This window comes from Pseudomonas sp. CC6-YY-74 (genome assembly GCF_002025205.1).
GTDB classification, from domain to species: domain Bacteria; phylum Pseudomonadota; class Gammaproteobacteria; order Pseudomonadales; family Pseudomonadaceae; genus Aquipseudomonas; species Aquipseudomonas paeninsulae.
Genome location: NZ_CP019947.1, coordinates 867623 through 893245, shown reverse-complemented (window position 1 = coordinate 893245; position 25623 = coordinate 867623). Strand labels below are relative to the sequence as shown.

Here is a 25623-nt window from a genome sequence, read left to right as displayed (position 1 = left end):
TTCGCCGAACCCGCTGCTGGCCTCGCTGATCGACAGCATTTCCTGATCGGCTAGCGGCGGGGGGCAATCATCCGCCAAGACGGTGTGAGCAACCTCGGCGAGTAGCCTGGAAGTAATCCGGAGCAGTTCTCAGGCGAGGGCTTGCCCGGACGCCATCCGGGACGGGACTGTCCAGGGCGCCAAGCACAGACTCTCGCGTGACAATCACCTGCGGCTGAAATCAGATATCCACGCCCGGCGCCCAGGGATTGCTGCCGGCGCGGCGATCCTGGTTACTCCGTCGTTCTTCCTGGAAGCGGATATCGGCGCGGCGGCCCTGCACTTTACGGCGCTCGCCGCCATTGCGTGTATCGACCTGGAACTTGGCTCGGCCCACGCTCACCACCTCGTTGTCTTGCTCAGCGAGGGGTTCGAGCGCCAGGTCTTCAAGGGAAATGTCGGAATTGTCATGACTGGCCATTGGCGTACTCCACATCATCCTGCCTTACTGGTATTGAGTTCACCTGACAGCCTCATGCTGCTCGTACGTTCAGAGGTTGTGAAAACATCGAACGCCGTCGCTAGAGTTTTCCACAAGCTCTGCTGACCAAGTCTGTGGATAGACTAGTACGGCTTGGCCTGGCACGACAGGTACGTCGTCGCCTTGTTCACGGCTGAAGATGGAGGCAAACGGCAACCAGCGCAGCGCATCGGTTCCCAGAGAAAACGACATGCCAGGACTTGCAGTCAACCCCGCCCAAGGCATCCCGCGCACGATCTGGGCGCTGGGTTTGGTCAGCCTATTCATGGACATGTCCTCGGAGCTGGTGCACAGCCTGCTGCCGCTGTTTCTAGTGGGTACGCTGGGCGCCAGCATGCTCACGGTCGGGCTGATCGAAGGCCTGGCCGAGGCTAGCGCGTTGCTGGTCAAGGTGTTTTCCGGCGCGTTCAGCGACTTCATCGGCCGGCGTAAAGGCCTGCTGCTGTTCGGCTACGGCCTCGCCGCGCTGAGCAAACCGCTGTTTCCCCTGGCCGGCTCGGCGGAAACGGTGTTCGCTGCGCGCCTGCTAGACAGAATCGGCAAGGGCATTCGTGGCGCCCCGCGCGATGCGTTGATCGCCGACGTCGCCCCAGCCGCTATCCGCGGCGCCTGCTTCGGGCTGCGTCAGTCGATGGATACCGCAGGTGCCTTTCTCGGGCCGATCCTGGCGATCCTGCTGATGCTCTGGTTCAGCGGGGATATCACCCTGGTGTTGTGGTTTGCCCCGATCCCTGCCCTGCTGGCGGTGGCAATGCTCTGGGTCGGGGTCAGCGAACCGGACAGACAAACGCCGCCCCTGCGGTTGCGCTCGCCGGTCTTGCGGCGATCGTTAGGGCAATTCTCCACGGCATTCTGGTGGGTGGTCGGCATAGGCGCGGTCTTCACCCTGGCCCGCTTCAGCGAAGCCTTTCTGCTGCTACGCGCAGCCCAGTTGGGCTTGTCCACCAGCTGGGTGCCTCTGGTCATGGTGGTGATGGCGGCGTTCTACATGCTCTCGGCCTACCCGGCAGGCAAGTGGTCGGATCGCATCGAGCGCAGCACCTTGCTGGGCGTCAGCTTGCTGCTGCTGATCCTCGCCGACCTGCTGCTGGCCTACGCTGAATCGGTCATCACGGTAATCTTCGGCGTCGCCCTGTGGGGCCTGCATATGGGCTTCAGCCAGGGCATTCTGGCGGCGCTGGTGGCGGACACCACGCCAGCCGAGCTCAAGGGCAGCGCCTTTGGCCTGTTCAATCTGGTCAGCGGTATCGCCGTGCTGCTGGCCAGCGCGACCGCCGGCTGGCTGTGGCAGTCCTATGGCGCCGCAGCGGCCTTCTATGCCGGCGCCGGTCTGGCAGCCGCCGCTCTGCTCCTGCTCGGGCTCAGACGGATGGGTCAATAAGGTTGCAACCTGGCCTGCTCGCAACAGGTCTTTGCCATGGCAAGTACTGTTAATCGGAAATCCACACCAGCCCAGAACAGACCGGGCCAATTCGCGGTCAGATAACTGCTATGCCTTTGCTCTATCTTCGGGCGAATGCTGCGACAGCAGCCTTCCTGATGAGAGGCCCACGCTAGACGGGGCCCGCGCCTCATTGACGCAGCTGACTTTGCACCAGATCACAGCCCAGTTCTGCAAATGCAAAAGACCAGTACGGTGAAGTGGCAGAAGCCCGAAAGCGGCCTCTGAAACTCCTCCGAAAGTATGCCGCAGCGCCCCTTTGATAGGCTCAGCCGGATCGAGTCCTATTGGATTCTCAATGCTGGCCAGGAAGGCATTCATGAACTCAATTCTGCGCTCCATTCTCGGCCCCCGCGCCCTCTCGCCACCGTGGAATGACTCCGCACCGGTACGCCAGGAGCTATTCGGCGTCGAGCGGCTGGAGCAACACGCCCACAGCCTTGCTGCGGCTCAACTGGTGACCGCGCAGCCGCCTGCCGTGCTGTCGCTGCATATTCGTCTCGATGACAATGCCAAGGTATTGCTCGCCGCCTACCGGGCAAGCGCTGCGGAGCTGGAGCAGAATCGCAGCGTAGTGCCAGCCGCGGAATGGCTGCTGGACAATTACCACCTGGTCGAGGCGCAGATCCGCGAAATTCGCGATGACCTGCCGCCGGGCTACTATCGCCAGTTACCCAAGCTGGCCAAAGGCCCCCTCGCCGGTTATCCGCGGGTGTTCGGCCTGGCCTGGGCCTTTGTCGCCCATACCGACAGCCACTTCGACCCCGACACTTTGCGCCGCTTCATTGCCGCCTATCAGCGGGTCCAGCCACTGAGCATTGGCGAACTCTGGGCAGTGGCCATCACCTTGCGCATCGTGCTGATCGAAAACCTGCGCCGGCTAGCCGACCAAATCAGTGCCGGCCGCGCCGCGCGTGCCGATGCCGATGCCCTGGCCAATCGTCTGCTGGCACCCGGTTCCGCTCGCCTTGCGCTGGAAACAGAGATCGCCGCGCGCCCTGCCGGGCCTATGTCCGAGCCTTTCGCCGCAGAACTGGCCAAATGCCTGAGGGACCAAGACCCCAGCACGACGCCTGCGCTGGGCTGGCTAGAAGAACAGCTCGGCCAGCAGGGGGCGTCGATCGACGAGGTGGTGCAACACGCGCTGCAGCGCCAGGGCGCTTCCAATCTCAGCGTGCGCAACGTCATTACCAGCATGCGCCTGATTTCCGATATCGACTGGGCCGAGCTGTTCGAGAGCGTCAGCCTGGTCGATAAGCGTCTGTGCGCAGGCAGCGCCTTTGCCAGCATGGATTTCCCGACCCGCAACCTGTACCGCAGTGCGATCGAACAGCTGGCACGCGGCTCGTCGGCCACAGAACTGGAGGTGGCCGATCTGGCCCTCGAGGCGGCGCACAAGGCTGGGCAAAGCGTTGATGGGGAACAGGCCGAGCGGGTCGGAGACCCGGGTTACCACCTGATTGCCGAGGGGCGTTTTGCACTGGAGCAGGCCATCGGCTTTCAGCCGCCAGTACGCCTGCGTTTCAGCCGTTTCAAGGTCCGCATGGGTATGGGTGGCTATGTCGGCAGCATACTGCTGGTGGCCACAGCCTTGCTCGCGCTGGCGTTGTCGGCCTTGTCGCTACCCGACCTGCCTGGTGGCTGGCTGCTGGCGCTGGCACTGCTCGGTTTTCTCCCGGCCACCGAAGTGGCGACGGCGCTGGTCAACCGTACGGTCACCTGGAGCTTCGGCGCCATGACCCTGCCCGGCCTGGAACTCACCACGGGGGTGCCGCAAGCGCTGCGCACAATGGTCGCGGTGCCGACCCTGCTGACCAGCGAGGCTGATCTGCTGGAGCAAATCGAGCGCCTGGAGGTCCATCACCTCGCCGGGTCCGGTGGCGATCTGAGCTTCGCCCTGCTGACCGATGGCATGGATGCCGATCAGCAAGTTGTCGAGGCTGATGCGCCGCTGCTCGCTGTAGCGGTCGCCGCCATTTCCCAACTCAATCAACGCTATGGGCCAGCGCCGGGGGCAGTCGCTTCCTCCTCCTGCACCGCCGCCGGCAGTTCAATTCCAGCGAAAACAAATGGATGGGCTGGGAGCGTAAACGCGGCAAGCTGCATGAGCTCAACCGGCTGCTGCGCGGCGCCAGCGACACCAGCTACATGGCCCTTCCCGGCGGCACCCAGCAGGTGCCTGGGGAGGTGCGTTACGTCATTACCCTGGATGCCGATACGCGGCTGCCGCGCGATGCGGCAATGCGTTTGATTGGCAAGATGGGCCACCCGCTGAATCGGCCGAGATTCAGCGACAGCTTGCAACGAGTCATCAGCGGCTATGCAATTCTGCAGCCGCGGGTCACGCCCTCCTTGCCGGTCGGTCGTGAAGGCTCGTTCTATCAACGGGTGTTCTCCAGCCCTGGCGGCATGGACCCCTACGCGGCGGCGGTCTCCGACGTGTATCAGGATCTGTTCGGCGAAGGCTCCTACACCGGCAAGGGCATCTACGACATCGATGCCTTCGAGGCGGCCCTGGCGAGCCGGGTGCCAGAAAACGCGATGCTCAGCCATGACTTGTTCGAGGGTGTTTTTGCCCGCGCTGGGCTCGCCTCGGATGTCGAAGTCGTCGAAGAATTCCCCTCGCGCTACGATGTGGCAAGCAAACGCCAGCACCGCTGGACCCGTGGCGATTGGCAACTGTTGCCCTGGATCTTCGGGCTGCGCAGCGGTCACGCGGCGGTGCCTTTGATCGGCCGTTTCAAGATGCTCGACAACCTGCGCCGCTCGCTGCTGGCACCGCTAACCTTGCTGGCCTTGGCGGTGTGCTGGCTGCTGCCGATGCCGGCAGCCTTGAGCGGGACGCTGCTGATCCTCGCGGGCATGGCAACCCCGGCCTTCCTGCCAACCTTTTTCGCCTTGTTCCCGCAGCGCAGCGGCATTCGTCTGCCCAACCATCTGCGCCGGCTGCGTGCCGATCTGCAACTCGCCGCAGCGCAAACCCTGCTGACGCTGGCTTTTCTTCCCGACAACGCCTGGCGCATGCTCGATGCCATCGGCAGAACCCTGGTGCGGTTGGCAATCACCCGCAGCAACCTGCTGGAATGGACCACCGCGGCACAGGCGGCGATCAGTCCGCGCCTGAATCTGCGCGGCTTCTATCGCGGTATGGCAGGTTCGACCACCCTTGGCCTGTTGGTCACCGCCGGTACGGCTGCCCTCGCTCCCGCCTCCTGGCCTGTGCTGCTGCCTTTCGCCCTGCTCTGGCTGAGCGCACCGATGCTTGCCCTGCACGCCAGCCGCTCGCCCCGCGTCGCCCGCAGTCTCGCCCTGAGCGAATCGGACGCGCGCGACTTGCGCCTCACCGCACGCCGTACCTGGCGCTTTTTCGAGACCTTCGTGACCCCGGCGGACAACATGTTGCCGCCGGACAATTTCCAGGAAAATCCGCAGCCGGTGGTGGCCCATCGCACCTCACCCACCAACCTGGGCCTCTACCTGCTCTCGACCATTGCCGCCCGCGACTTTGGCTGGGCCGGCACCCTGCAAACCGTCGAACGCCTGGAAACCACCCTCGCCTGCATGCTCAGTCTGCAGCGCTACAAGGGGCACTTCTTCAACTGGTATGACACCCAAGACCTGCGCGCACTCGAACCGGCCTATGTGTCGGCGGTCGACAGCGGCAATCTCGCCGGCCATCTGATCGTGCTCGCCAATGCCTGCGAAGAGTGGCTCGCTACGCCGCTCGCCCCACAGGTACGCCAAGGCATGCTGGACAACCTGCACTTGGCCCACAGCGCCATCGACGCCTTGCCCGCCAGCAGCGAGCGCGGCCAGCAACTGGCTGCCCTGTTCGATGAAATTACCGCCCAACTACAGGGCGCGCAGGCGCTCGCGAGCATCTCCGCACCGCTCAAACGCCTGACCGAAAAGGCCGCCAAACTGGCTCAAGAGATCGCCCCAACCGTCGGCGAAGACGGCTTGACTGATCTGCTGTTCTGGATTGAGGCGCTCGGCCTGACCTTGACCGAGCATGCCCGTGACCGTCAGCAGGTCGGCGCAGCGGCCGCCAGCCTGAGACTGCGCCTGCAGGCACTGGCCGGCACCGCGCGGGAGATGGCGATGGCGATGGACTTCGCCTTCCTGCTCGACCCCGAGCGCAAACTGCTGTCGATCGGTTACGGCCTCGTCGACAACAGCCTTGACCCCAGTTGCTATGACCTGCTGGCCTCGGAGGCCCGCCTGGCCAGCCTGTTCGCCATCGCCAAGGGCGATGTGAGCACACGCCACTGGTTCCGTCTCGGTCGCACCGCGACCCCACTGGGTAACGCCTCAGCACTGATTTCCTGGTCCGGCTCGATGTTCGAATACCTGATGCCGTCGCTGATCATGCGCGCGCCGACCGGCAGCCTGCTCGAGCAGACCAACCGGCTGGTGGTGCAGCGGCAACAGGACTATGGGCAGGAACAGAAGATTCCCTGGGGGATTTCGGAGTCCGCCTATAACGCCCGCGACATGGAGCTGACCTACCAGTATTCGAACTTCGGCGTGCCCGGCCTCGGTCTCAAGCGCGGCCTCGCCGAAAACGTGGTGATTGCCCCCTATGCCACGGGGTTGGCGACCATGGTCGACCCGCAGGGCGCTCAACAAAACTACCAGCGTTTGCGTGAAATGGGAGCGCTTGGCCGTTACGGCTTCTATGAAGCGCTCGACTTCACCCCCAACCGCCTACCCGATGGCCAACGCATGGCCATCGTGCACACCTTCATGGCCCACCATCAGGGCATGACCATAGTTGCCATCGCCAACACCTTGCGGGATGGGCAGATGCGTGAGCGTTTCCATCGCGAGCCAATGATCCAGGCCTGTGAACTGCTGCTGCAGGAGCGCATGCCGCGCGACGTGGCGATTGCTCATCCACGCGCCGAGGAAGTGAAGATTCGCGCGCCAGAGGTCGGTAGCGACGTGCAGACCATGCGCCGCCTGACAGGCTCGGCAGCCGATGCACCGCCCATCACTCATCTGCTGAGCAATGGCCGGTATGCGGTGATGTTGACCGCCGCGGGCGCCGGTTACAGCCGTTGGCGTGACATCGCCATCACCCGCTGGCGCGAAGACGTGACCCGTGACGACTGCGGCTCTTTTATCTTTCTGCGCGATACCCTGGACGGCAGGGTCTGGTCCGCCGGTGGCCAGCCGATCGGTAGCACGGCGGACTCCCACGAAGTGGTTTTCGCCGAGGATCACGCCGAATTCATCCGTCACGATGGCCGCTTGACCACCGCCATGGAGGTGCTGGTTTCCGGCGAGGATGACGGCGAAGTACGCCGCGTATCCCTGGCCAACAGTGGCCGCCTGGCGCGTGAAATCGAGCTGACCTCCTACGCCGAAGTGGTATTGACCACGCCCGCCAGCGACAACGCACACCCGGCGTTCGCCAAACTGTTCGTGGTCACCGAGCATCTCGCCGAGTTCGGCGCCCTGCTCGCCACCCGCCGTCTACGCGCTCAAGGTGAGGCGCAGGTATGGGCTGCCCACTTTGCCGTGGTCGAAGGCGAGATAATCGCCGATCCGCAGTACGAGACCGATCGCGCCCGCTTTATCGGCCAACGCCCGAGCATCGCCGCAGCAGCGGCGATCGTCGATGGCCAGGCCCTGTCGAACACGGTTGGCACCGTGCTCGACCCGATTTTTGCACTCAAGTACCGGGTCAGCATTGCCCCGGGCAAGACCGCTCGCGTCGCCTTCTGGACCCTGGTCGCCGCCTCACGGGCCGAGTTGCTCGACCTGATCGACAAACACCATGACCGCAGCGCGTTCGAGCGCGCCAAGACCCTGGCCTGGACCCAAGCCCAGGTGCAGCTGCGCCACCTCGATATTCAGGCGGCGGAAGCCGCGGACTTCCAGCGCCTGGCCGCCCCTATCCTGTATGCCGACCCACGTTTCCGGGCGCCGTCGAAAGCGATCTTGCGTGGCGCCGGGGCCCAGGCCGGGCTTTGGCCCCACGGGATTTCCGGCGACCTGCCGATCGTCCTGCTGCGTATCGACGACGTTCAGGAAATCGCCCAGGTGCGCCAATTGTTGCGCGCCCATGAATACTGGCGAATGAAGCGCCTCGGCGTCGATCTGGTGATCCTCAATGAGCATGCCTCTTCCTACCTGCAAGACCTGCAAATTGCCATCGAGACAGCCGTGCGCCGCAGCCAGTCGCGTCAGCGTTTCGGTGCCGAACTCGCGCAAGGTTCAGTCTATGTACTGCGCGCCGACCTGATGAGCGTGGCAGCCCGCGCTTTACTGCGCTCAATTGCCCGGGTCGCGCTGATCGCCCGCCGCGGCCCGATTGCCAATCAGCTGGCCAACCACCTGAATCCGACCCCGGTCCAGCCCCTGCCGCCCGGTCAGCTGCCGGCGGTGCCGGCAACCACAGCCGTGCTGGCCGTACAGGCAGCGGCCAGCGAACTGTCCGCTGATCTGGAGTTTTTCAACGGCCTGGGCGGCTTCGCCAACCACGGCCGCGAATATGTGACCCTGCTCCAGGCCGGCCGCAACACACCGGCGCCCTGGATCAACGTGATCGCCAACCCAGGCTTCGGCTTCCAGGCCTCGGCGCAAGGCAGCGGCTACACCTGGGCCGAAAACAGCCGGGAAAACCAGCTCACGCCCTGGTCCAACGACCCGGTCACCGATCCCTGTGGCGAAGCCTTCTACGTGCGTGACGAAGACAGTCAGGCGCTTTACAGCGCAACGGCGCAGCCGATCCGTGATGACGGCCTGTACATTGCCCGCCACGGCCACGGCTATAGCCGCTTCGAGCATCAGGTAGACGGCCTGGCCCTGGAGTTGCTGCAATACGTGCCGCTGGCCGACCCGATCAAGATTTCCCGACTGACCTTGCGCAATCTCTCGACGCACACTCGGCGGTTTTCGGTCACCGCCTACAGCGAATGGGTACTGGGCACCGCCCGGGGTGCAGCGGCTCCGTTTATCACCACGCAGGTCGATGCCAGCAGCGGCGTGCTGCTGGCGTGCAATCCCTGGAGCAACGCCTTTGCCGGGCGGGTCGCCTTTGCTGACCTCGGTGGGCAGCAATCCTCATGGACGGCGGATCGCTGCGAATTTCTCGGCCGTAATGGCAGCCCAGCGGCACCCGCCGCGCTGTATGGCGACAGCTCCCTGTCCGGCACCACTGGCGCCGGCCACGATCCTTGCGCCGCGTTGCAGGGCAGCGTCGAACTGGCCGCGGGCGAGAGCGTGGAAATGGTCGCATTCATCGGCCAATGCGCCTGCAAAGAAGCAGCCATAGACCTGGTCACACGTTACCGGGCAGTCGATCTCGACGTGGTACTCAAGGAGGTCACCGACCACTGGCAGACTGTACTCGGCGCGGTACAGGTGAAAACCCCGGAGCGGGCCATGGACATCATGCTCAACGGCTGGCTGCTCTATCAGACGCTCGCCTGCCGCATCTGGGCGCGCTCGGCGTTCTACCAGGCTAGCGGTGCCTACGGTTTCCGCGATCAGCTGCAGGACGGCATGGCCCTGACTTTTTCCCAACCCGAGGCCACGCGCAGCCATATCCTGCGCGCCGCTGGGCGTCAGTTCGTCGAGGGCGATGTGCAGCATTGGTGGCTGCCGCATTCCGGCCAGGGGGTGCGCACGCGCATCTCGGATGACCGGGTCTGGCTGGCCTTCGCCACCGCCAGCTATATCGCGGTAGCCGATGACGTGGCGATTCTCGACGAGCAGGTGGCGTTCCTCGACGGGCCGTTGTTGAAGCCCGACGAGCACGATGCCTTCTTCCAGCCGATGGCCTCCGTGGAAGAGGCCTCGCTGTTCGAGCACTGCGCGCGTGGCCTCGACCAGTGCCTGCAACTGACGGGCAAACTCGGCCTGCCACTGATCGGCGGCGGCGACTGGAACGACGGCATGAACCGCGTCGGCGAAGCCGGCCAGGGTGAAAGCGTGTGGCTCGGCTGGCTGCTGCTGCGCACCCTCGAGCTGTGTGTACCCTTGGCCCAGGCCCGCGCCAGTATTGGCGCTGCCGAGCGTGCCGAGCGCTGGCGCGAGCATGCCCTTGGGCTGCGCGCGGCGCTGGAGCGCGAGGCCTGGGATGGCCAGTGGTATCGTCGGGCGACCTTCGACGACGGCACCTGGCTCGGCTCGCACACCAATGCCGAATGCCGCATCGACTCGATTGCCCAATCCTGGGCGGTGTTGTCCGGCATGGCCGACCCCGTGCGCGCGGCCATGGCCATGGCGTCCCTGCAACAGCAACTGATCCGCGAAGATGAGGGTATCGCCCTGCTGTTCACCCCGCCCTTCGACAAGACGCCGCTCGAGCCCGGCTACATCAAGGGTTACCCAGCGGGTCTGCGGGAAAATGGCGGGCAATACAGCCATGCCGCCATGTGGGTGATCCTCGCCTACGCCAAACTGGGCGCCGGTGACCAGGCCTGCGAGCTGTTCGCCCTGCTCAACCCGATCAACCATGCGCGCACGCCAGAAGAGAGCCAACGCTACAAGGTCGAACCCTACGTGGTGGCGGCCGATGTCTATGGGGTGGCACCGCATAGCGGCCGTGGCGGCTGGACCTGGTACACCGGTGCGGCCGGCTGGATGTACCGCGCCGGTGTCGAAGGCATTCTCGGCATCCGCCGCGAAGGTGCCTGGCTGATCGTCGCCCCTTGCATCAGCGCGGCATGGCCGGCATTTTCAGCCACGCTAACCCTGGGTTCGAGTCAGTACCGGATGGAGGTGGATAACCCCGCGCGACGTTGTCGCGGCATCGCCCATGCCCAGCTCGACGGTGTGTCTATCAGCCATGCCGAAGGTGGCGTACGCGTGCCATTGGATGGGCAGCACCACAGTCTGTTGATCACCCTCTAGCGGGCCTTTACTCCTGAGCACCTGTATGGCCCGACCGCCGAGATCGAGCTTGGCACGTCCCTGCTGGTGGTCGCTTTCCCCCCTGGTTTCCACGACACCCTGCACCCCATGCCAGTGGTGCGCCAGGCGGTGATCGCCTCGTCCTTCGCCTGCGCTTTCAGAGCAAAGGCTACTGTCTCCGCGATGCCCGAACTCACCGCGGCACCAGCGGCGCGCCCGTGGTGAGGCGCGTCGCCGATACCCCGGAAAATGGCCGCGGCGACCTGCCATGGATGCTCCTGGGCGTGCACTCGACCCGCTTCGATGTGGGCACCCGCGACCGGTAACTCGGGCTCCACTGCACCTGGTACGCCGACATCCTGCTGACCCTCACCGAGCAGTGAAAAGAGGCCGAACTCGGCAGTTGTGCAATACCAAACGCCGTCGCGAAATCGGCTCCAGGCGTTCGCGACAAAACGCACGGTTTGGGCGGCGTTCCGTTTGTAGGGCGGCCTCGGAGCGCAGCGACAGCCCGCCAGCTTTGGGGCCGCACCGATCAACCACGGTGCACTGCCTTCGGCGAGTGACACCTTACTGATCGCGGACAGCCTCTCAGTCCTTGGCCAGCGCCACATCGACGATCTGCTGCGCCTCGTCAAGAATCCGCTGCAGGTGCGCCTGGTCGCGGTAGCTCTCGGCGTAGATCTTGTAGATGTCCTCGGTGCCCGATGGTCGCGCGGCGAACCAGCCGCCGTCGCTGATCACCTTGATGCCGCCAAGCGCCGCGCCGTTGCCCGGCGCCTTGTCGAGCACCTGGGTGATCGTATCGCCAGCCAGCTGCGTGCTGCGCACCTGCTCCGGCGTGAGTTGGCTCAGGGCTTTTTTCTGCACGGGGGTGGCCGGCGCATCGACGCGGTCGGCCACTATCTCGCCGAACTCCTCGCTCAGGCCGCGATACAGTTCCCCCGGGTCGCGAGCGCAACTGGCGGTCATTTCCGCGGCCAGCAGGGCCAGCGCCATGCCGTCCTTGTCGGTGGTCCAGACGCTACCGTCGCGGCGCAGGCAGGTAGCGCCGGCGCTTTCCTCACCGGCAAAGCCCAGCGAGCCGTCGAACAAGCCGCCGGCAAACCACTTGAAGCCGACTGGCACTTCCAGCAGCGGCCGACCCAGTCGGGCACTGACCCGATCGATCATGGCACTGCTGACCAGGGTCTTGCCCACCGCCGCTGAAGCGCTCCACTGCGGGCGATGCTGGAACAGGTAATCGATGGCCACACTGAGAAAGTGGTTGGCCGGCAGCAAGCCGACACTGGGCGCGACTATGCCGTGGCGGTCGTAGTCGGTGTCGCAGGCAAAGGCGATGTCATAGCCATCCTTGAGGCCGATCAGCCGTTGCATGGCGTAGCTGGACGAAGGGTCCATGCGGATCTGGCCGTCCCAGTCCAGGCTCATGAAGGCGAACTGCGGGTCTACTACCTGGCTGACCACATGCAGGTCGATGGCGTACTGCTCGGCGATACGCGACCAGTAATGCACGCCCGCCCCGCCCAGCGGATCGACGCCGATGCGCAGGCCGGCAGCGCGAATCAGCGCGAAATCGATCACGCTGCCCAGGTCACCGACATAGGCCGCCAGGTAATCGTGCTCATGGGTAGTCGCCGCCTGACGTGCCTGGGCCAGCGGCATGCGCTTGACCTGCTTGAGGCCGCCTTCGAGCAAGGCATTGGCGCGGTGCTGCACCCAGTTGGTGATGTCGCTGTCGGCCGGGCCGCCATTGCACGGGTTGTATTTGAAGCCGCCACTGTCCGGCGGGTTGTGCGACGGGGTGATCACGATGCCGTCGGCCAGGCCCGTGGTACGGCCCCGGTTGTGCACCAGAATGGCGTGGGAAATCGCCGGGGTCGGGGTGAACTCGCCGCCGGTGGAAATCATGGCCTGCACGCCATTGGCGGCCAGCACCTCCAGTGCCGTGTCGAGCGCCGGCTGCGACAGGGCATGGCTGTCCGCGCCGACAAACAGCGGGCCATCGATGCCCTGCGCTTCACGGTAATCGCAGATCGCCTGGCTGATGGCGAGCACGTGCCACTGGTTGAAGCTGGATGCCAACGAACTGCCGCGATGCCCCGAGGTGCCAAAGGCCACGCGCTGGGTCGCCACGCCGGGATCAGGCTGCAAGTCGAAGTAAGCGGCCAGCAGTTGTTCGATATCGACCAGCATGTCCGCAGGCGCCGGCTTGCCGGCCAAAGGATGGATGCGTGAGCTCAAAATTATCTCCCTGAATAACGTGTACAGGCTGTTAGTGTCACGGCAACGTTGAAATGTCGGTTAATCGAGGTCTTACCCATGTACCGCGAGTCCCAGTAGGGTGGGTTAGGCGCACGCTACCGCTAGCGATGAACCAGCAAGATCCGTTGCGCCGTAACCCACCATCGGCGCAACGCAGGCATATCGCCTGGTGGGTTACGCGGCGCGCCACGATGGCGGTGTCTGATCATTCGGAGGTTGGCGCCGCTAACCCACCCTACAGTGATCCGAAATTTCAGGATTGACGCGACCCTAGCCTAACAGGCGCCGGCACAATCGCCGACCGCCCCGCCGCCGCTCAAGCCGTTTTGCCCAACCAGCACCACTGGCGGATCTCCGGCAGATCTTCGCCGTGTTCCTCGATATACCGGCGATGTTCCAGCAGCTTGTCGTCGACCCACTGCCGGGTTGCGGCGGCCTGCCCAGCCAGTTGCGGCAGGCGCTCGACCACCGCGGCAAACAGGTGGAAACGGTCCAGTTGGTTGAGCACCACCATGTCGAACGGCGTGGTGGTAGTGCCCTCTTCATTGAAGCCGCGCACATGCAGGTTGGCGTGATTGTGCCGGCGATAGGTCAGCCGATGGATCAGCGTCGGGTAGCCGTGATAGGCGAAGATGATCGGTTTATCCACGGTGAATAGCGCATCGAAATCGGCATCTGGCAAACCATGCGGGTGTTCGCTGGCCGGCTGCAGGCGCATCAGGTCGACTACGTTGATCAAGCGTACCTTGACCTCGGGAAAGTGCTGCCACAGCAACTGCACCGCCGCCAGCGCTTCCAGGGTCGGCACATCGCCGGCGCAGGCCAGCACCACATCAGGCTCGCCACCCTGCTCGTTGCTCGCCCACGACCACACGCCGATGCCTGCGCGGCAATGGGCGATGGCGGCGTCCATGTCCAGCCACTGCGCCTCGGGCTGCTTGCCGGCGACCACCACGTTGATGTAATTGCGGCTGCGCAAACAGTGGTCGGTGACCGACAGCAGGCAATTGGCATCGGCCGGCAGGTAGACCCGGACGATTTCGGCTTTCTTGTTCAGCACATGGTCGATGAAGCCCGGATCCTGATGGCTGGAACCGTTGTGATCCTGGCGCCAGACGTGGGATGACAGCAGATAGTTGAGCGAAGCGACAGGCGCCCGCCAGGCAATCTGGTTGGCGCTCTTCAACCACTTGGCGTGCTGGTTGAACATCGAATCGATGATATGGATAAAGGCTTCGTAGCAGGAGAAAAAACCGTGGCGGCCGGTCAGCAGATAGCCTTCCAGCCAGCCCTGGCACTGGTGCTCGCTGAGCATTTCCATCACCCGGCCGGTAGCCGCGAGCTTGTCGTCGTAGGCGAACTGCTCGGCCATCCAGGTGCGCGGGCTGACCTCGAGCACGTCCTGCCAACGGTTGGAATTGTTCTCGTCGGGGCTGAACAGGCGGAAGTTGTTACTGGCCAGATTGAGCCGCATCACGTCGCGCAAGAAGCGCCCCATCACCCGCGTGGCCTCGGCCTTGACCGCACCAGGGCGCTCCAACGCCACGGCGTAATCGCGCATATCCGGCAGCTGCAACTCACGCAATAGCACACCACCATTGGCATGCGGGTTGGCGCCCATGCGCAACGTGCCCTGGGGCGCCAGCTCGGCCAGTTCGGCCAACAGCTTGCCGCTTTCGTCGAACAGTTCCTCGGGGCGATAGCTGCGCATCCAGGTCTCGAGAATCTGCACATGCCCCGGCTTGCTCATCTCGCCCATCGGCACCTGATGGGCGCGAAAGGTGCCCTCCACCGTCTGCCCATCGACCTGCTGCGGGCCAGTCCAACCTTTTGGCGAGCGCAGGATGATCATCGGCCAGCGTGGCCGCGCGCTGACGCCATTGACCCGCGCCTCGTGCTGGATACGCTTAATCTCGGCCAGTGCGGCGTCCATGGTGGCCGCCATCAACTGGTGCATGCTCGCGGGATCGTCACCCTCGACGAAATACGGCGCATAGCCGTAGCCATAGAACAGCGCATGCAGCTCGTCATGCGGAATCCGCGCGAGGATCGCCGGGCTGGCGATCTTGTAGCCGTTCAAATGCAGAATCGGCAGCACCGCACCGTCCTGCGCCGGGTTGAGAAACTTGTTGGAATGCCAGCTGGTCGCCAGCGCACCGGTTTCCGCCTCGCCATCGCCAACCACGCAGGCCACCAGCAGATCCGGGTTATCGAAGGCCGCACCGAAGGCGTGGGACAGCGAATAGCCCAGCTCCCCGCCTTCGTGGATCGAACCCGGTGTTTCAGCGGCCACGTGGCTAGGAATTCCGCCCGGGAAGGAAAACTGCTTGAACAGCCGCTGCATGCCCTGCTCGTCCTGGGAGATGTGCGGATACACCTCGCTGTAGCTGCCTTCCAGATAGGTATTGGCCACCAGCGCCGGGCCACCGTGCCCAGGCCCGGCGACATACAGGACGTTCAGCTCGTGCTGCTTGATCAGCCGATTGAGGTGCACATAGATGAAGTTCAAGCCCGGCGTAGTGCCCCAATGACCGAGCAGCCGCGGCTTGATGTGCGCGAGGCTCAGCGGCTGTTTGAGCAGCGGATTGGCATACAGATAGATCTGCCCGACCGCCAGGTAATTGCTGGCGGCCCAGTAGGCGTTGAGCTTGCGCAGCTGCTCGGGCGTCAATGGTGCGGGGTTGAGCGTGGTCTGCTGGCTGAGCATGGGGTTTGTCCTTTGCGCGTAGCGGCGGGGGTAGATCCTTCCGGGGGTCGACTGTGGCTGAAGGGCTCATTGCTGACACTGATCAACATCAAAATAACCGCCTGACGCTTGGTGCCAGGCATGGCGGATCACGCCGGTACTTAGCAGTAGCGTTGAACAGTCTCACATGCGCCCTAAAGCTGCATAAGCAATGCCGCCTGATCCCCAGCGGGTAAGTGCGCTGCCGAACAGACGCCTCGCCTGATTAAGGCCATTGTCATAAACGCATAATCATTAATTCAATTTAGCGGGCAGCGGAATTCATGCCGAATGCCCTAACAAGAAAAGAGCAAGCTCCAAATTACTGCCACTGCTACTGCCCTAGCCCCTGCTGGACCGCCAATGCAGAACGGTGGTTCTCAGGACGACATCCGGGTTAGCAACAGTTCATGGGAACAGTGCGGTGATGACGCAACCCACTTCATCGCGCTCCCAGTGGAGAAACATCATGCTCTTGCACTCCTACAAATACGCACTCACCTCTGGCATCGCCTTTGCCATAGTCGCAACAATAAGCAACACGGTCGGCGCGCACACGCTCTTTCAGGACGTTGCCGATGCCCGACAGGAAACCCACATCTGGAAAGCCTATGCGCTGAATCAGCATTTAAGCGCTAACAAGCTCGAGGTGTCAGTGCTCAATGGCAAGGTCACCCTAAGCGGCGAGGTAGAGAGCACAGCCAACAAGACGCTGGCCAAAGCACTCGCGTTGAACGTCAACGGTATTGTCACCGTGGATAACCGAATAGTGGTGCAACCGAAACAGACCGTGGCCGACAGCCAGGCCTGGGATGGCACCGAACAATCTGACCGCGGTAGCTGGATCAGCGAGCCAGGGCAGTCGGCCTTAGCGCACACCGACGATACATCTGCACCCCTTACTCCGCTTGACCGCAACGCAGTGGGAAAGCTGAGTGACAAGCCAACCAACCGAGCCAAATTTGCCTCGGCGCTTGTGCGGCAACACTATTTGCCCGGGCTCGAAAATATTTTCCCGGATGCAATCAGATTTTAGTTCCACGGGGGATCGCTGATAGCGCTCTTACATGCTGCAGGCATAGGTTCGCCATGCCATGGGTAGTGGTCAAAGGAGTGCATACGACGTGGCCAACCGAATCCTGATCATCAGCGCTGACGCCGCTGATGCAGCGGTGTTGCAGGATGTACTGGGCAAGGCCAAAGACGGTCTATTCATTATCGAATGGCTAACCTGTCTTGCCGATGCCCTGGACAGGCTGAACAGAGGCGATATCGACGCGATTCTGACTGCGCTCTCGCTGCCTGATTGCCAAGGTCTGGAAACCTTCGACCAGTTGTTCGCCCTGGCCCCCATACGCCCATCATGGCCCTCTGCGAAGCGGATGAAGACCTCGCGGAGCAGGCGGTACAACGCGGTGCGCAAGGCTATCTGACAAAAGCCCACCTTGGCAGTTACCTGGTCGCGCAATCGCTGCGCAACATCACCCAGCGCAGTACCGTCAAGAAAAGCATCTTGATAGACAAAGCGCGTGCCGATACCACCCTCAACTCAATCAGCGATGCAGTCATCGGCACGGACCTGGCCGGCAATGTCGACTACCTGAATGTGGCGGCCGAGCAGATGACCGGCTGGTCTCGGCAAGAAGCCAGCGGTCGTCCTATCGCCGAGGTGATGCATATCGTCAACGGTACGACGCGCCAGCTCGTGCCCAACCCGATCAAGCGGGTACTCGAGCATGACAAGCCACAGGTCCTGGCCGCGGGTACGATCCTGATCAACCGCGATGGTAGCGAAGCGATGATCGAAGACTCCGCCGCGCCGATCCACGACTCCAGCGGACAGATCAGCGGTGCCGTGATCGTGTTCCATGACAACACCGCCGCGCAGGCGATGACCGTGAAAATGGCCCACATGGCGCAGCACGACTTCTTGACCAATCTACCCAATCGCCTGCTCCTCAATGACCGTATCGAACAAGCGATAACTTTGGCCGAACGCAACGGCACGAATCTCGCTGTGCTGTTCCTCGATCTGGACAACTTCAAGCACATCAACGATTCACTTGGCCATGCCATCGGTGACCAACTGCTGCAATCGGTGGCTCAGCGCCTGTGTGCTTGCGTACGTAATTCCGACACGGTGAGCCGCCTGGGGGGCGATGAGTTTGTCGTGCTGATTGCGGAAGAACATCAGGCGCAAGACGCCGCGCTAACGACAAAAAAGATCCTCAGTGCGCTGGCAAGGCCACACCGCATAACGGAGCATAAACTGCACGTGACGAGCAGTATTGGCATCAGCATTTATCCAAGCGATGGCCTGAACGCAGAAAGCCTGATCAAGCATGCCGACACCGCGATGTACCGGGCCAAGGAACATGGGCGCAACAATTTCCAGTTCTTCAAGAATGAAATGAACACCCACGCCCACGAGCGGCAACTCATCGAACGCCATTTACGCGCGGCATTGGAGCGGCAGGAGTTCGTCCTGCACTATCAACCAAAGATCAATCTACTTAACGGCGCCATCATGGGTGCAGAAGCACTGCTGCGTTGGAAACATCCGCAATGGGGGCTGGTGTTGCCCAGCCGTTTCGTGTCGATTGCGGAAGAATGCGGCCTGATGGTGCCAATTGGTCGCTGGGTACTAAGCGAAGCCTGTGCTCAAGCCAAACGCTGGCAAGCAGTCACCTCGAGGGCCACACCGGTTGCAGTCAACCTCAGCGCCCAAGAGTTTTGCCATCAGGATTTCGTTGCAGGCATTCATGCCATCTTGGGCGACAGCGGATTGGCGCCCAGCAATCTACAGCTGGAAGTCAGTGAAAGCATATTGATGCGCGATGCTAAGGCCAGCATCGCGATACTTCATCAACTCAAGGAGATGGGTACACAGATCGCGGTGGACGACTTCGGTACCGGTTGCTCTAGCTTGAGTTACCTGAGTCAGTTCCCGATCGACGTCCTGAAAATTGACCAGTCGTTCGTCCATACCATTGGCTCGGCTAACGGCAAGGGCGCAATCGTCCGCGCGGTAATCGCCATGGGCGCCAGTCTCAATCATCGGGTGATCGCTAAAGGCGTCGAGCAGCATTCGCAACTGGAGTTTCTGCAAGAACAGCGGTGTGAGGAAGGACAGGGCCACTATCTCAGCCGGCCGCTGGTTGCCGAGCAGTTCTTCAGACTCCTGCAGACGGGCCTCGACACAACGTTCTAGGCAATGCGCCAGGAGTCAACCGGCTGTTGTGCGAAGCGCAGCGAGCCTACTTCAGCAACTGCGCGTAGTCATCGATGGCCGCCTCGTAACACTCGCAGGAGGCGGCCTCTAACCCTTTGCGGTCGAGGATGCTGATCTCGCCACGGGTGTAGTGAATCAGACCGCGCAGTTGCAAGGCACCGGCGGCGACGGTGACGCCACTTCTGCGCACCCCGAGCATGTCGGCCAGGTATTCGTGGGTAAGGTAGAAGTGATCGGCGTGCGCGCAATCATGGGTCATCAGCAACCAGCGTGCCAGGCGCGGCTCGATTTCATGGAAGTGGGTGCAGGCGGCGGTTTGCGACAGCTGCGCCATCAGTACATACAGGTAGCGGTTGAGTATGCGCAGCAGCTCCGGGCACTCCTGCAGTTCGCGGCGAAAGTCTGCGGCGCTGATCCGCAATGCAGTGCCGGTGCCCTGCACCACCGCGCGCATCGGCACGCTGTTCACGCCCAACACCAGGGTCGCGCCGAGCATGCCTTCATTGCCTACCAGGCCCATTTCCAGCGGTTGCTGGTCACGTAGGGTGGTCACCAGCGAGATAAATCCGGTCAGGGGAAAGTACAGGTAGCGTAAGGTTTGCTCCGGCTCACAGAGGATGGTGCCGAACACTAGATCGACGGATTCGCAGCACTCCAGGATTCGTGTCGACTCCTTGGGCGGCAAACTTGCAAGCAGCTGGTTAACCACGGGAACCCGTATTGCTGCTGTCATTCAGGCATCCTGCAGCACGAGAGAATCGGGAGGCGACACAGGAAAGGTGCCGAACAGTCCCGATCCGCCAGTCTGATTGAGCGGCGCAGGCTTGTCTGTTCGCTATGGTACGGATAGCACTAATACCTTGATTGACATCGAATAGGGTGTCCCGCTCGGCGCTTTAACCCAGCGAAACCGCTGAATCCGCTGAATCCGCTGAATCCGCTGAATTCGCTGAAGTCGCAAAGGGCAGCAGGCGATCCGTTTCCTTCTTTACCACGGCATAGCACTCGCAGCTCATCTGCTCGAGCATGGGCCGGTCGATCACCTTGATCCGCCCGCGACTGTATTCGATCACCCTTGATCTATGCAGCTTGCCAGCCGCCTCGGTGACGCCCTCGCGGCGCACGCCCAACATATTGGCGATCAGCTCCTGGGTCATGACCAGATCATTAGTTGGCAAGCGATCGAGCGACAGTAACAACCAGCGGCACAGCTGCTGGTCAATCGAATGGTGACGGTTACACACCGCCGTCTGCGCCATTTGGGTAATCAGCGCCTGGGTATAACGCAGCATCAGGTGCAGCATCTCGCTGTAGCGGTTGACCTCATCCTTAAACTGCCGCGTCGGCAGTCGATAAGCGTATCCGGCGCTTTGCACGATGGCGCGACTGGTGGTGCTCTCGCCGCCCATGAACACGGCAACACCAATCAGCCCTTCATTACCGACAACGGAAATTTCTGCCGACGCACCGTTTTCCATCACGTAGAGCAGCGAGACAATTGAGTCGGTTGGAAAATAAACGTAGTCCAAGGTGTCGCCGGACTCACATAGAACCTTGCCCAAGGGCAACTGCACCCGCTCCAACTTAGGCAGCAAGCGACTTTGAACATCCGCAGGCAAAGCCGCCAAAATATGATTTTTTTGTGGTGTTGCGATCAACTCAGGCATCTCACGCTCTATAAATGGGCGGGGGAAATACCCGCCCTCAGAAACAGCTTATCGTTATTAGCTGAGCTATCTGTACGCTGGCGCACATAGCGTGTCAAAACTGCAGGTCTATCTGAAGCGCCAACCACAGCGAACGGGTCAATCGATGCGCTGCACAGAAGGCGCCGCGTTTTACAGCCAGCCCATCAACACCAGTACCAGCACGATGATCAACACCAGGCCCAACCCGCCAGTGGGACCATAGCCCCAGCTCCGGCTATGCGGCCACGCGGGGATTGCTCCCACCAGCATCAGAATCAGTACGATCAACAGAATCGTTCCCAAGCCCATGACGATTTCCTCGAATGGTTCAAGCTCGCGGGCGCAGAAACCTTGAAACGAGGCTTCACGCTCACCACGGCGAGCCATGCCGCTACGCGTTGAGCGTTTCACCTCGAAGATGCTCGACCCGGCACCTGAGCAGCTTGAACGGATTGCGCGCTCAGTTCAGTGCGCTATCGAACATAGCAATCACCCAGCGACGACCAGCGATCGCTGTCCTGCCTGCTGGATATGGCATCGCAATCATTCTTTTGCGTCTACATTTAGACGCATGTATCAATCTGACAGTCGCCCGACTGCAGCGCGATACGCCTCCTCGGGAGGATGGCCAATGCAAGCAGGTAATTGCTGGAAGCCGTGTATCGCGGCCATCCTCGGCCTGGCGCTGAGCGCCTGCAGCTCATTGCCGACCCTCACGCCCGACATGGCCCGCTACGATGCGCCGCCGGTACAACTCGACGGGCCAAATGGGCCGCTCTCGTCAGCGCGTAGCAAGGCCATTCTCGATCGACTGCAGGCACAAGGTGCCGAGACCAATATCTTCGACCTGCACCTGGCGGTCGAAGAGTCCATCGTCGGCAGCCCCCTGACCACTGACAACAAGGTCGACTTGCTGCAGGACGGCCCCGACACCTATCAGGCGATGATCGCCGCCATCGAGGCCGCGCGCGATCACATCAATATGCAAACCTACATCCTCGATGATGACGTCATCGGCCAGCGCTTCGCCAACGCCCTGATCGCCAAACAGCTGGAAGGTGTGCAGGTCAACCTGATCCGCGACAGCGTCGGCACTCTCGGCACACCCCGCGCGTTTTTCACCCGCCTCAGCGAGACGGGGATCAAGGTGCTGGAATTCAATCCGGTCAATCCGCTGACCGCCAAGGCGGGTTGGTCGGTGAACCAGCGCGACCACCGCAAGCTGTTGATCATCGACGGGCTCATCGCCTTCCTTGGCGGCATCAACATCAGCAGTGTCTATTCGGGCGGCTCGTTCGGCCACCACAGCGAAGTCCTACCCGGCGCCGCGCTGCCCTGGCGTGACACCGACCTGAGAATCGAGGGACCCGCGGTCGCCGAGCTGCAAAGGCTGTTCATCGACACCTGGATCAAACAGCATGGCGAACCACTCGCGGCAGCCCACTACTACCCGCCGAACGAACACCGCGGCAGCGAGGTGGTGCGCATCATCGGCAGCTCGCCGGATGAGCCTTACAGCCAGATCTACGCCACCCTGATCTCGGCGCTGCGCAGCGCACAAACCGAGATCTGGCTGACCAATGCCTACTTCGTACCCGACCCGCAGTTGCTTGCGGTGCTCAAGGAAGCGGTGCGCCGTGGTGTCGATGTGCGCCTGATCCTGCCCAGCAGCACCGATTCGTGGCTGGTCTTGCATGCCGGCCGCGCCTACTACAGCGAGCTGTTGCAGGCCGGGGTCAGGCTCTACGAGCGCCGCGATGCCTTGTTGCATGTGAAGACCGCGGTGATCGACGGCGTCTGGATCACGGTCGGTTCGACCAACCTCGACTGGCGCAGTTTTCTGCACAACCAGGAGGTCAATGCGGTGGTACTCGGCAGCGGTTTTGGCGACAAGATGCGCGCGGCCTTCATCGCCGACCTGGATAAATCGGATGAGATCACCCTGGAAAAATGGCGGCGCCGCCCCTCAACGTGAGGGTCAAGGAGTTGCTCGGACGCCTGTGGGAGTACTGGCTGTGAGACGCCTGGCTTGGTATGTGCTGGCGAGTAGCCAGCAGGCAAACCAGCAGAACGCGAGGATTCCATGAATCCCGCGCCAGTGGGCGCCGCGTGGCTGCGCGCGGCCATGCTGATGACGCTGCTCATCGTGGCGCCGGCATACGCACAGGATCCAGAGGCGCTCAAGGCACGCCACAGCGCCTTGGCTGAACAGCTGACCAACAACCAATTCCAACGCCCGCTCTACCTCGAATCCCGGCAAATCTCAGACGCTTTGCAAGGCGATATCTACGCGGTGATCGAACAGCCCTATGGCGTGGTCGGCCCGGCGTTGCAAGCCAGCACACACTGGTGCGACATTTTGATCCTGCACCTGAATGTGAAAAGCTGCCGCGTCTCATCGGGTCCGGATGGTGATGTCCTGCGCATCAACATCGGCCACAAGTTCGAGCAGGCGCTGGAAGATGCCTATCTGTTCGAGTTTACCTACCGGGTCGCAGCGGCGACGCCCGACTTCCTGCAGGTGCTGCTGGATGCCGAGGATGGACCGCTGGGCACCAGCCGCTACCGCATCATGCTCGAAGTGGTGGCGCTCGATGCCCGGCGCAGCTTCCTGCACCTGTCCTACGCCTATGCTTACGGCTTTGCGGCCAGCATCGCCACGCAGAGTTACTTGGCGACGCTGGGACGCAACAAGGTGGGTTTCAGCATCGTCGAACGCAACGCCGAGGGGCAGCCCATCTATATTGGCGGCATGCGCGGGGTGATCGAGCGCAACACCATGCGTTATTACCTGGCGATCGAGGCCTACCTGAGCGCCCTGTCGGCGCCGCCAACGACGCGCCAGGAAAAACGCCTGAACCTCTGGCACAGCGCTATCGAGCAATACCCGGCGCAACTGCACGAACTCGAGCGTGGCCAGTACCTGACGATGAAACGCAAGGAAATCCAGCGCCAGCAGAGGAACGCCTCGGACGCAGCTGGCAAATAAACGCCAGCGCCCGGACCAGGAGTTTGCCGAACGCACAACCCGCAAACGCAACGACCCAGTTGCAGCAGCGGCGAAACCAAAAACCCTGTGTGTGCTGGCGTACAGATCGGCCCGACAGTTGCGCTCAGTCTGGTGGCATACAGACAACAGATTACGGCGTCAGCGCCAACGAATCAGGTCTGCTCACTCACGCCTTCAAGGAAATAGCCATGAGCTTGGGAACCATACTGTTGATCATTCTGGTGCTGTTACTGCTGGGCGCCATTCCAGCCTGGCCACATAGCAGAAGCTGGGGCTACGGGCCCTCCGGCGGGTTAGGCGTGGTGGTGATCATTCTGATCGTTCTGCTGCTGATGGGCAGGCTGTGACGAGCAGTTGCTGGCGCGCAATCAGCCCGCTGCGACAGCGCTCCAGTGGCCTGCTGATTACGACTGCAGTGTTGGCACTCAGCGCCTGCAGCGAAGTGGCTCAGCTACCTGTCTCGGCCGGTACTGGACCACAGCCCGCGCTGCCAGCCCCCCGGCAGACGCTGATCCCAACGATTAACATCGCGCCGGCCAAGGGTTGGCCATCCGGGGCAATGCCGCAAGCTGCCCCTGGCACCCGGGTGGTCGCATTCGCCAGCGGCCTGGACCACCCGCGCTGGCTGTATGTGCTACCCAACGGAGATGTGCTGGTGGCGGAGACCAATGCGCCACCCAAGCCTGACGATGCCAAGGGCATCAAGGGCTGGTTGATGGGCCTGGCAATGAAGAGAGCCGGTGCAGCAGTGCCCAGCGCCAACCGCATCACCCTGCTGCGCGACACCGACAGCGATGGCGTAGCGGATTTCCGCGCAGTGTTGCTGCAAGGGCTGCACTCCCCCTTCGGTATGGCCCTGGTGGGTAACGATCTGTATGTGGCCAATTCCGATGCGCTACTGCGCTTCCCTTACGTGACAGGCACCACGCGCATCACCACACCGGGCACCCTAGTGGTGGAACTGCCGGCAGGTGACATCAACCATCACTGGACCAAGAACCTCATCGCCAGCCCAGACGGACGCAAACTCTATGTGACCGTAGGCTCGAACAGCAATGTGGCCGAACGGGGTATGCCAGTCGAAGACGGACGAGCCGCTATCTGGGAGGTGGACACCAAGAGCGGTGCGCCGCGCATTTTCGCCTCCGGCCTGCGCAACCCCAACGGGTTGGCGTGGGAGCCTGCCAGCCGCGCGCTGTGGACGGTGGTCAATGAACGCGACGAGATTGGCAGCGATCTGGTGCCCGACTACATGACCTCGGTACGCGACGGCGGCTTCTACGGCTGGCCCTATAGCTATTACGGCCAGCATGTCGACGAGCGGGTACAACCGCAACGGCCAGAGCTGGTAGCCAAGGCGATCAAACCGGACTACGCCCTGGGGCCGCACACCGCCTCGCTGGGCCTGGCCTGGTCGGCTGGCAACAAGCTACCGGCAAGCTTCAGCAACGGCATGTTTATCGGCCAGCATGGCTCATGGAACCGACGGCCACACAGCGGCTACAAAGTGATCTTCGTGCCATTTGCCAGCGGCCAACCTGTCGGCGCGCCGGTTGACGTGCTTACCGGCTTTCTCAGTGAGGAAGGCACCGCCTACGGCCGGCCAGTCGGCGTAGCACTGGACAAGCAAGGCGCATTACTGGTGGCCGATGACGTGGGCAACCTGATCTGGCGCGTGAGCGCGCTGCACTAGCCGCCTGTCGGACTTGACCGTCCGTAGCGAGGGAAAGTCCGGTTTGAGGCAGTTTTTGGGCTCTTTTGAGGCGAATAGTCGCTCTATTTAACGAAAAAGAGCGCAGAAAATGACCAAATCCGGCTTTTCCGCAGTAGGACAGTGTTAAGTCCGAAAGGCTGCTAGCTGCAAACTCATCGATTGT

General features: G+C 62.4%; 15 protein-coding genes. 9 read left to right on the top strand and 6 right to left on the bottom strand.

Annotated features, from left to right (window positions below; genetic code table 11):
• Positions 1–220: 220 nt before the first annotated feature.
• Positions 221–460, bottom strand: coding sequence for a hypothetical protein (locus tag B2D37_RS04225; protein WP_079201539.1), 240 nt, complete (start codon positions 458–460; stop codon positions 221–223).
• A 250-nt stretch (positions 461–710) separates the two neighbouring features.
• On the opposite strand from B2D37_RS04225, the gene B2D37_RS04220 reads away from it, so the two are divergent.
• Positions 711–1901, top strand: coding sequence for an MFS transporter (locus tag B2D37_RS04220; protein WP_079201538.1), 1191 nt, complete (start codon positions 711–713; stop codon positions 1899–1901).
• Between the two features lie 2133 nt (positions 1902–4034).
• Entirely contained in the window at positions 4035–10826 is a 6792-nt protein-coding gene (locus tag B2D37_RS23535; RefSeq protein WP_371915424.1) for a GH36-type glycosyl hydrolase domain-containing protein, read from the top strand.
• Between the two features lie 591 nt (positions 10827–11417).
• Here B2D37_RS23535 and pgm read toward each other — a convergent pair.
• Positions 11418–13070 (bottom strand): phosphoglucomutase (alpha-D-glucose-1,6-bisphosphate-dependent), encoded by a 1653-nt coding sequence (pgm, locus tag B2D37_RS04205; protein WP_079201536.1) that lies wholly within the window; start codon positions 13068–13070, stop codon positions 11418–11420.
• A gap of 337 nt (positions 13071–13407) precedes the next feature.
• Positions 13408–15798: a phosphoketolase gene (locus B2D37_RS04200; RefSeq protein ID WP_079201535.1), complete on the bottom strand. Its 2391-nt coding sequence runs from the start codon at positions 15796–15798 to the stop codon at positions 13408–13410.
• Positions 15799–16285: 487 nt separating this feature from the next.
• On the opposite strand from B2D37_RS04200, the gene B2D37_RS04195 reads away from it, so the two are divergent.
• Genes B2D37_RS04195 through B2D37_RS04190 form a run of 3 tightly spaced genes read left to right on the top strand, consistent with a single transcriptional unit; the run spans position 16286 to position 19027 of the window.
• Positions 16286–16852, top strand: a complete 567-nt coding sequence (locus B2D37_RS04195; RefSeq protein WP_154067035.1) for a BON domain-containing protein — start codon at positions 16286–16288, stop codon at positions 16850–16852.
• Positions 16853–16910: 58 nt separating this feature from the next.
• Positions 16911–17249, top strand: coding sequence for a hypothetical protein (locus B2D37_RS23400; RefSeq protein ID WP_218190368.1), 339 nt, complete (start codon positions 16911–16913; stop codon positions 17247–17249).
• Positions 17180–19027, top strand: coding sequence for a bifunctional diguanylate cyclase/phosphodiesterase (locus tag B2D37_RS04190; protein ID WP_218190367.1), 1848 nt, complete (start codon positions 17180–17182; stop codon positions 19025–19027). Before B2D37_RS23400 ends, B2D37_RS04190 begins: the two co-directional genes overlap by 70 nt.
• A gap of 46 nt (positions 19028–19073) precedes the next feature.
• On the opposite strand, the gene B2D37_RS04185 is transcribed toward B2D37_RS04190, so the two are convergent.
• The 3 genes from B2D37_RS04185 to B2D37_RS04175 form a co-directional block, all read right to left on the bottom strand.
• Positions 19074–19781 carry a Crp/Fnr family transcriptional regulator gene (locus tag B2D37_RS04185; RefSeq protein ID WP_079201533.1) on the bottom strand — a complete coding sequence of 236 codons (708 nt, stop codon included), beginning with the start codon at positions 19779–19781 and terminating at the stop codon, positions 19074–19076.
• A 163-nt stretch (positions 19782–19944) separates the two neighbouring features.
• Positions 19945–20715 carry a Crp/Fnr family transcriptional regulator gene (locus B2D37_RS04180; protein WP_079201532.1) on the bottom strand — a complete coding sequence of 257 codons (771 nt, stop codon included), beginning with the start codon at positions 20713–20715 and terminating at the stop codon, positions 19945–19947.
• 171 nt (positions 20716–20886) lie between these two features.
• Complete coding sequence (locus B2D37_RS04175) at positions 20887–21045, bottom strand: DUF3309 family protein (RefSeq protein ID WP_079204896.1); 159 nt, start codon at positions 21043–21045, stop codon at positions 20887–20889.
• 322 nt (positions 21046–21367) lie between these two features.
• Between B2D37_RS04175 and cls the strand changes: the two genes are divergently transcribed.
• The 4 genes from cls (at position 21368) to B2D37_RS04155 (ending at position 25439) form a co-directional block, all read left to right on the top strand.
• A complete protein-coding gene (cls, locus tag B2D37_RS04170; RefSeq protein ID WP_256573145.1) occupies positions 21368–22711 on the top strand; it encodes a cardiolipin synthase in 1344 nt (447 codons plus the stop codon).
• Positions 22712–22819: 108 nt separating this feature from the next.
• Positions 22820–23725, top strand: a complete 906-nt coding sequence (locus B2D37_RS04165) for a hypothetical protein (protein WP_079201531.1) — start codon at positions 22820–22822, stop codon at positions 23723–23725.
• 209 nt (positions 23726–23934) lie between these two features.
• Positions 23935–24093: a DUF3309 family protein gene (locus B2D37_RS04160; RefSeq protein WP_079201530.1), complete on the top strand. Its 159-nt coding sequence runs from the start codon at positions 23935–23937 to the stop codon at positions 24091–24093.
• A gap of 29 nt (positions 24094–24122) precedes the next feature.
• Entirely contained in the window at positions 24123–25439 is a 1317-nt protein-coding gene (locus B2D37_RS04155) for a sorbosone dehydrogenase family protein (protein WP_079204895.1), read from the top strand.
• The last annotated feature ends 184 nt before the right edge of the window (positions 25440–25623 follow it).

What these genes read in the sequence shown, in the direction of transcription:
- B2D37_RS04225 (WP_079201539.1), bottom strand. Translation starts at nt 460, where the DNA reads ATGGCCAGTCATGACAATTCCGACATTTCCCTTGAAGACCTGGCGCTC.
- B2D37_RS04220 (WP_079201538.1), top strand. Translation starts at nt 711, where the DNA reads ATGCCAGGACTTGCAGTCAACCCCGCCCAAGGCATCCCGCGCACGATC.
- B2D37_RS23535 (WP_371915424.1), top strand. Translation starts at nt 4,035, where the DNA reads ATGGGCTGGGAGCGTAAACGCGGCAAGCTGCATGAGCTCAACCGGCTG.
- B2D37_RS04200 (WP_079201535.1), bottom strand. Translation starts at nt 15,798, where the DNA reads ATGCTCAGCCAGCAGACCACGCTCAACCCCGCACCATTGACGCCCGAG.
- B2D37_RS04195 (WP_154067035.1), top strand. Translation starts at nt 16,286, where the DNA reads ATGCTCTTGCACTCCTACAAATACGCACTCACCTCTGGCATCGCCTTT.
- B2D37_RS23400 (WP_218190368.1), top strand. Translation starts at nt 16,911, where the DNA reads ATGGGTAGTGGTCAAAGGAGTGCATACGACGTGGCCAACCGAATCCTG.
- B2D37_RS04190 (WP_218190367.1), top strand. Translation starts at nt 17,180, where the DNA reads ATGGCCCTCTGCGAAGCGGATGAAGACCTCGCGGAGCAGGCGGTACAA.
- B2D37_RS04185 (WP_079201533.1), bottom strand. Translation starts at nt 19,781, where the DNA reads ATGACAGCAGCAATACGGGTTCCCGTGGTTAACCAGCTGCTTGCAAGT.
- B2D37_RS04180 (WP_079201532.1), bottom strand. Translation starts at nt 20,715, where the DNA reads ATGCCTGAGTTGATCGCAACACCACAAAAAAATCATATTTTGGCGGCT.
- B2D37_RS04175 (WP_079204896.1), bottom strand. Translation starts at nt 21,045, where the DNA reads ATGGGCTTGGGAACGATTCTGTTGATCGTACTGATTCTGATGCTGGTG.
- cls (WP_256573145.1), top strand. Translation starts at nt 21,368, where the DNA reads ATGCAAGCAGGTAATTGCTGGAAGCCGTGTATCGCGGCCATCCTCGGC.
- B2D37_RS04165 (WP_079201531.1), top strand. Translation starts at nt 22,820, where the DNA reads ATGAATCCCGCGCCAGTGGGCGCCGCGTGGCTGCGCGCGGCCATGCTG.
- B2D37_RS04160 (WP_079201530.1), top strand. Translation starts at nt 23,935, where the DNA reads ATGAGCTTGGGAACCATACTGTTGATCATTCTGGTGCTGTTACTGCTG.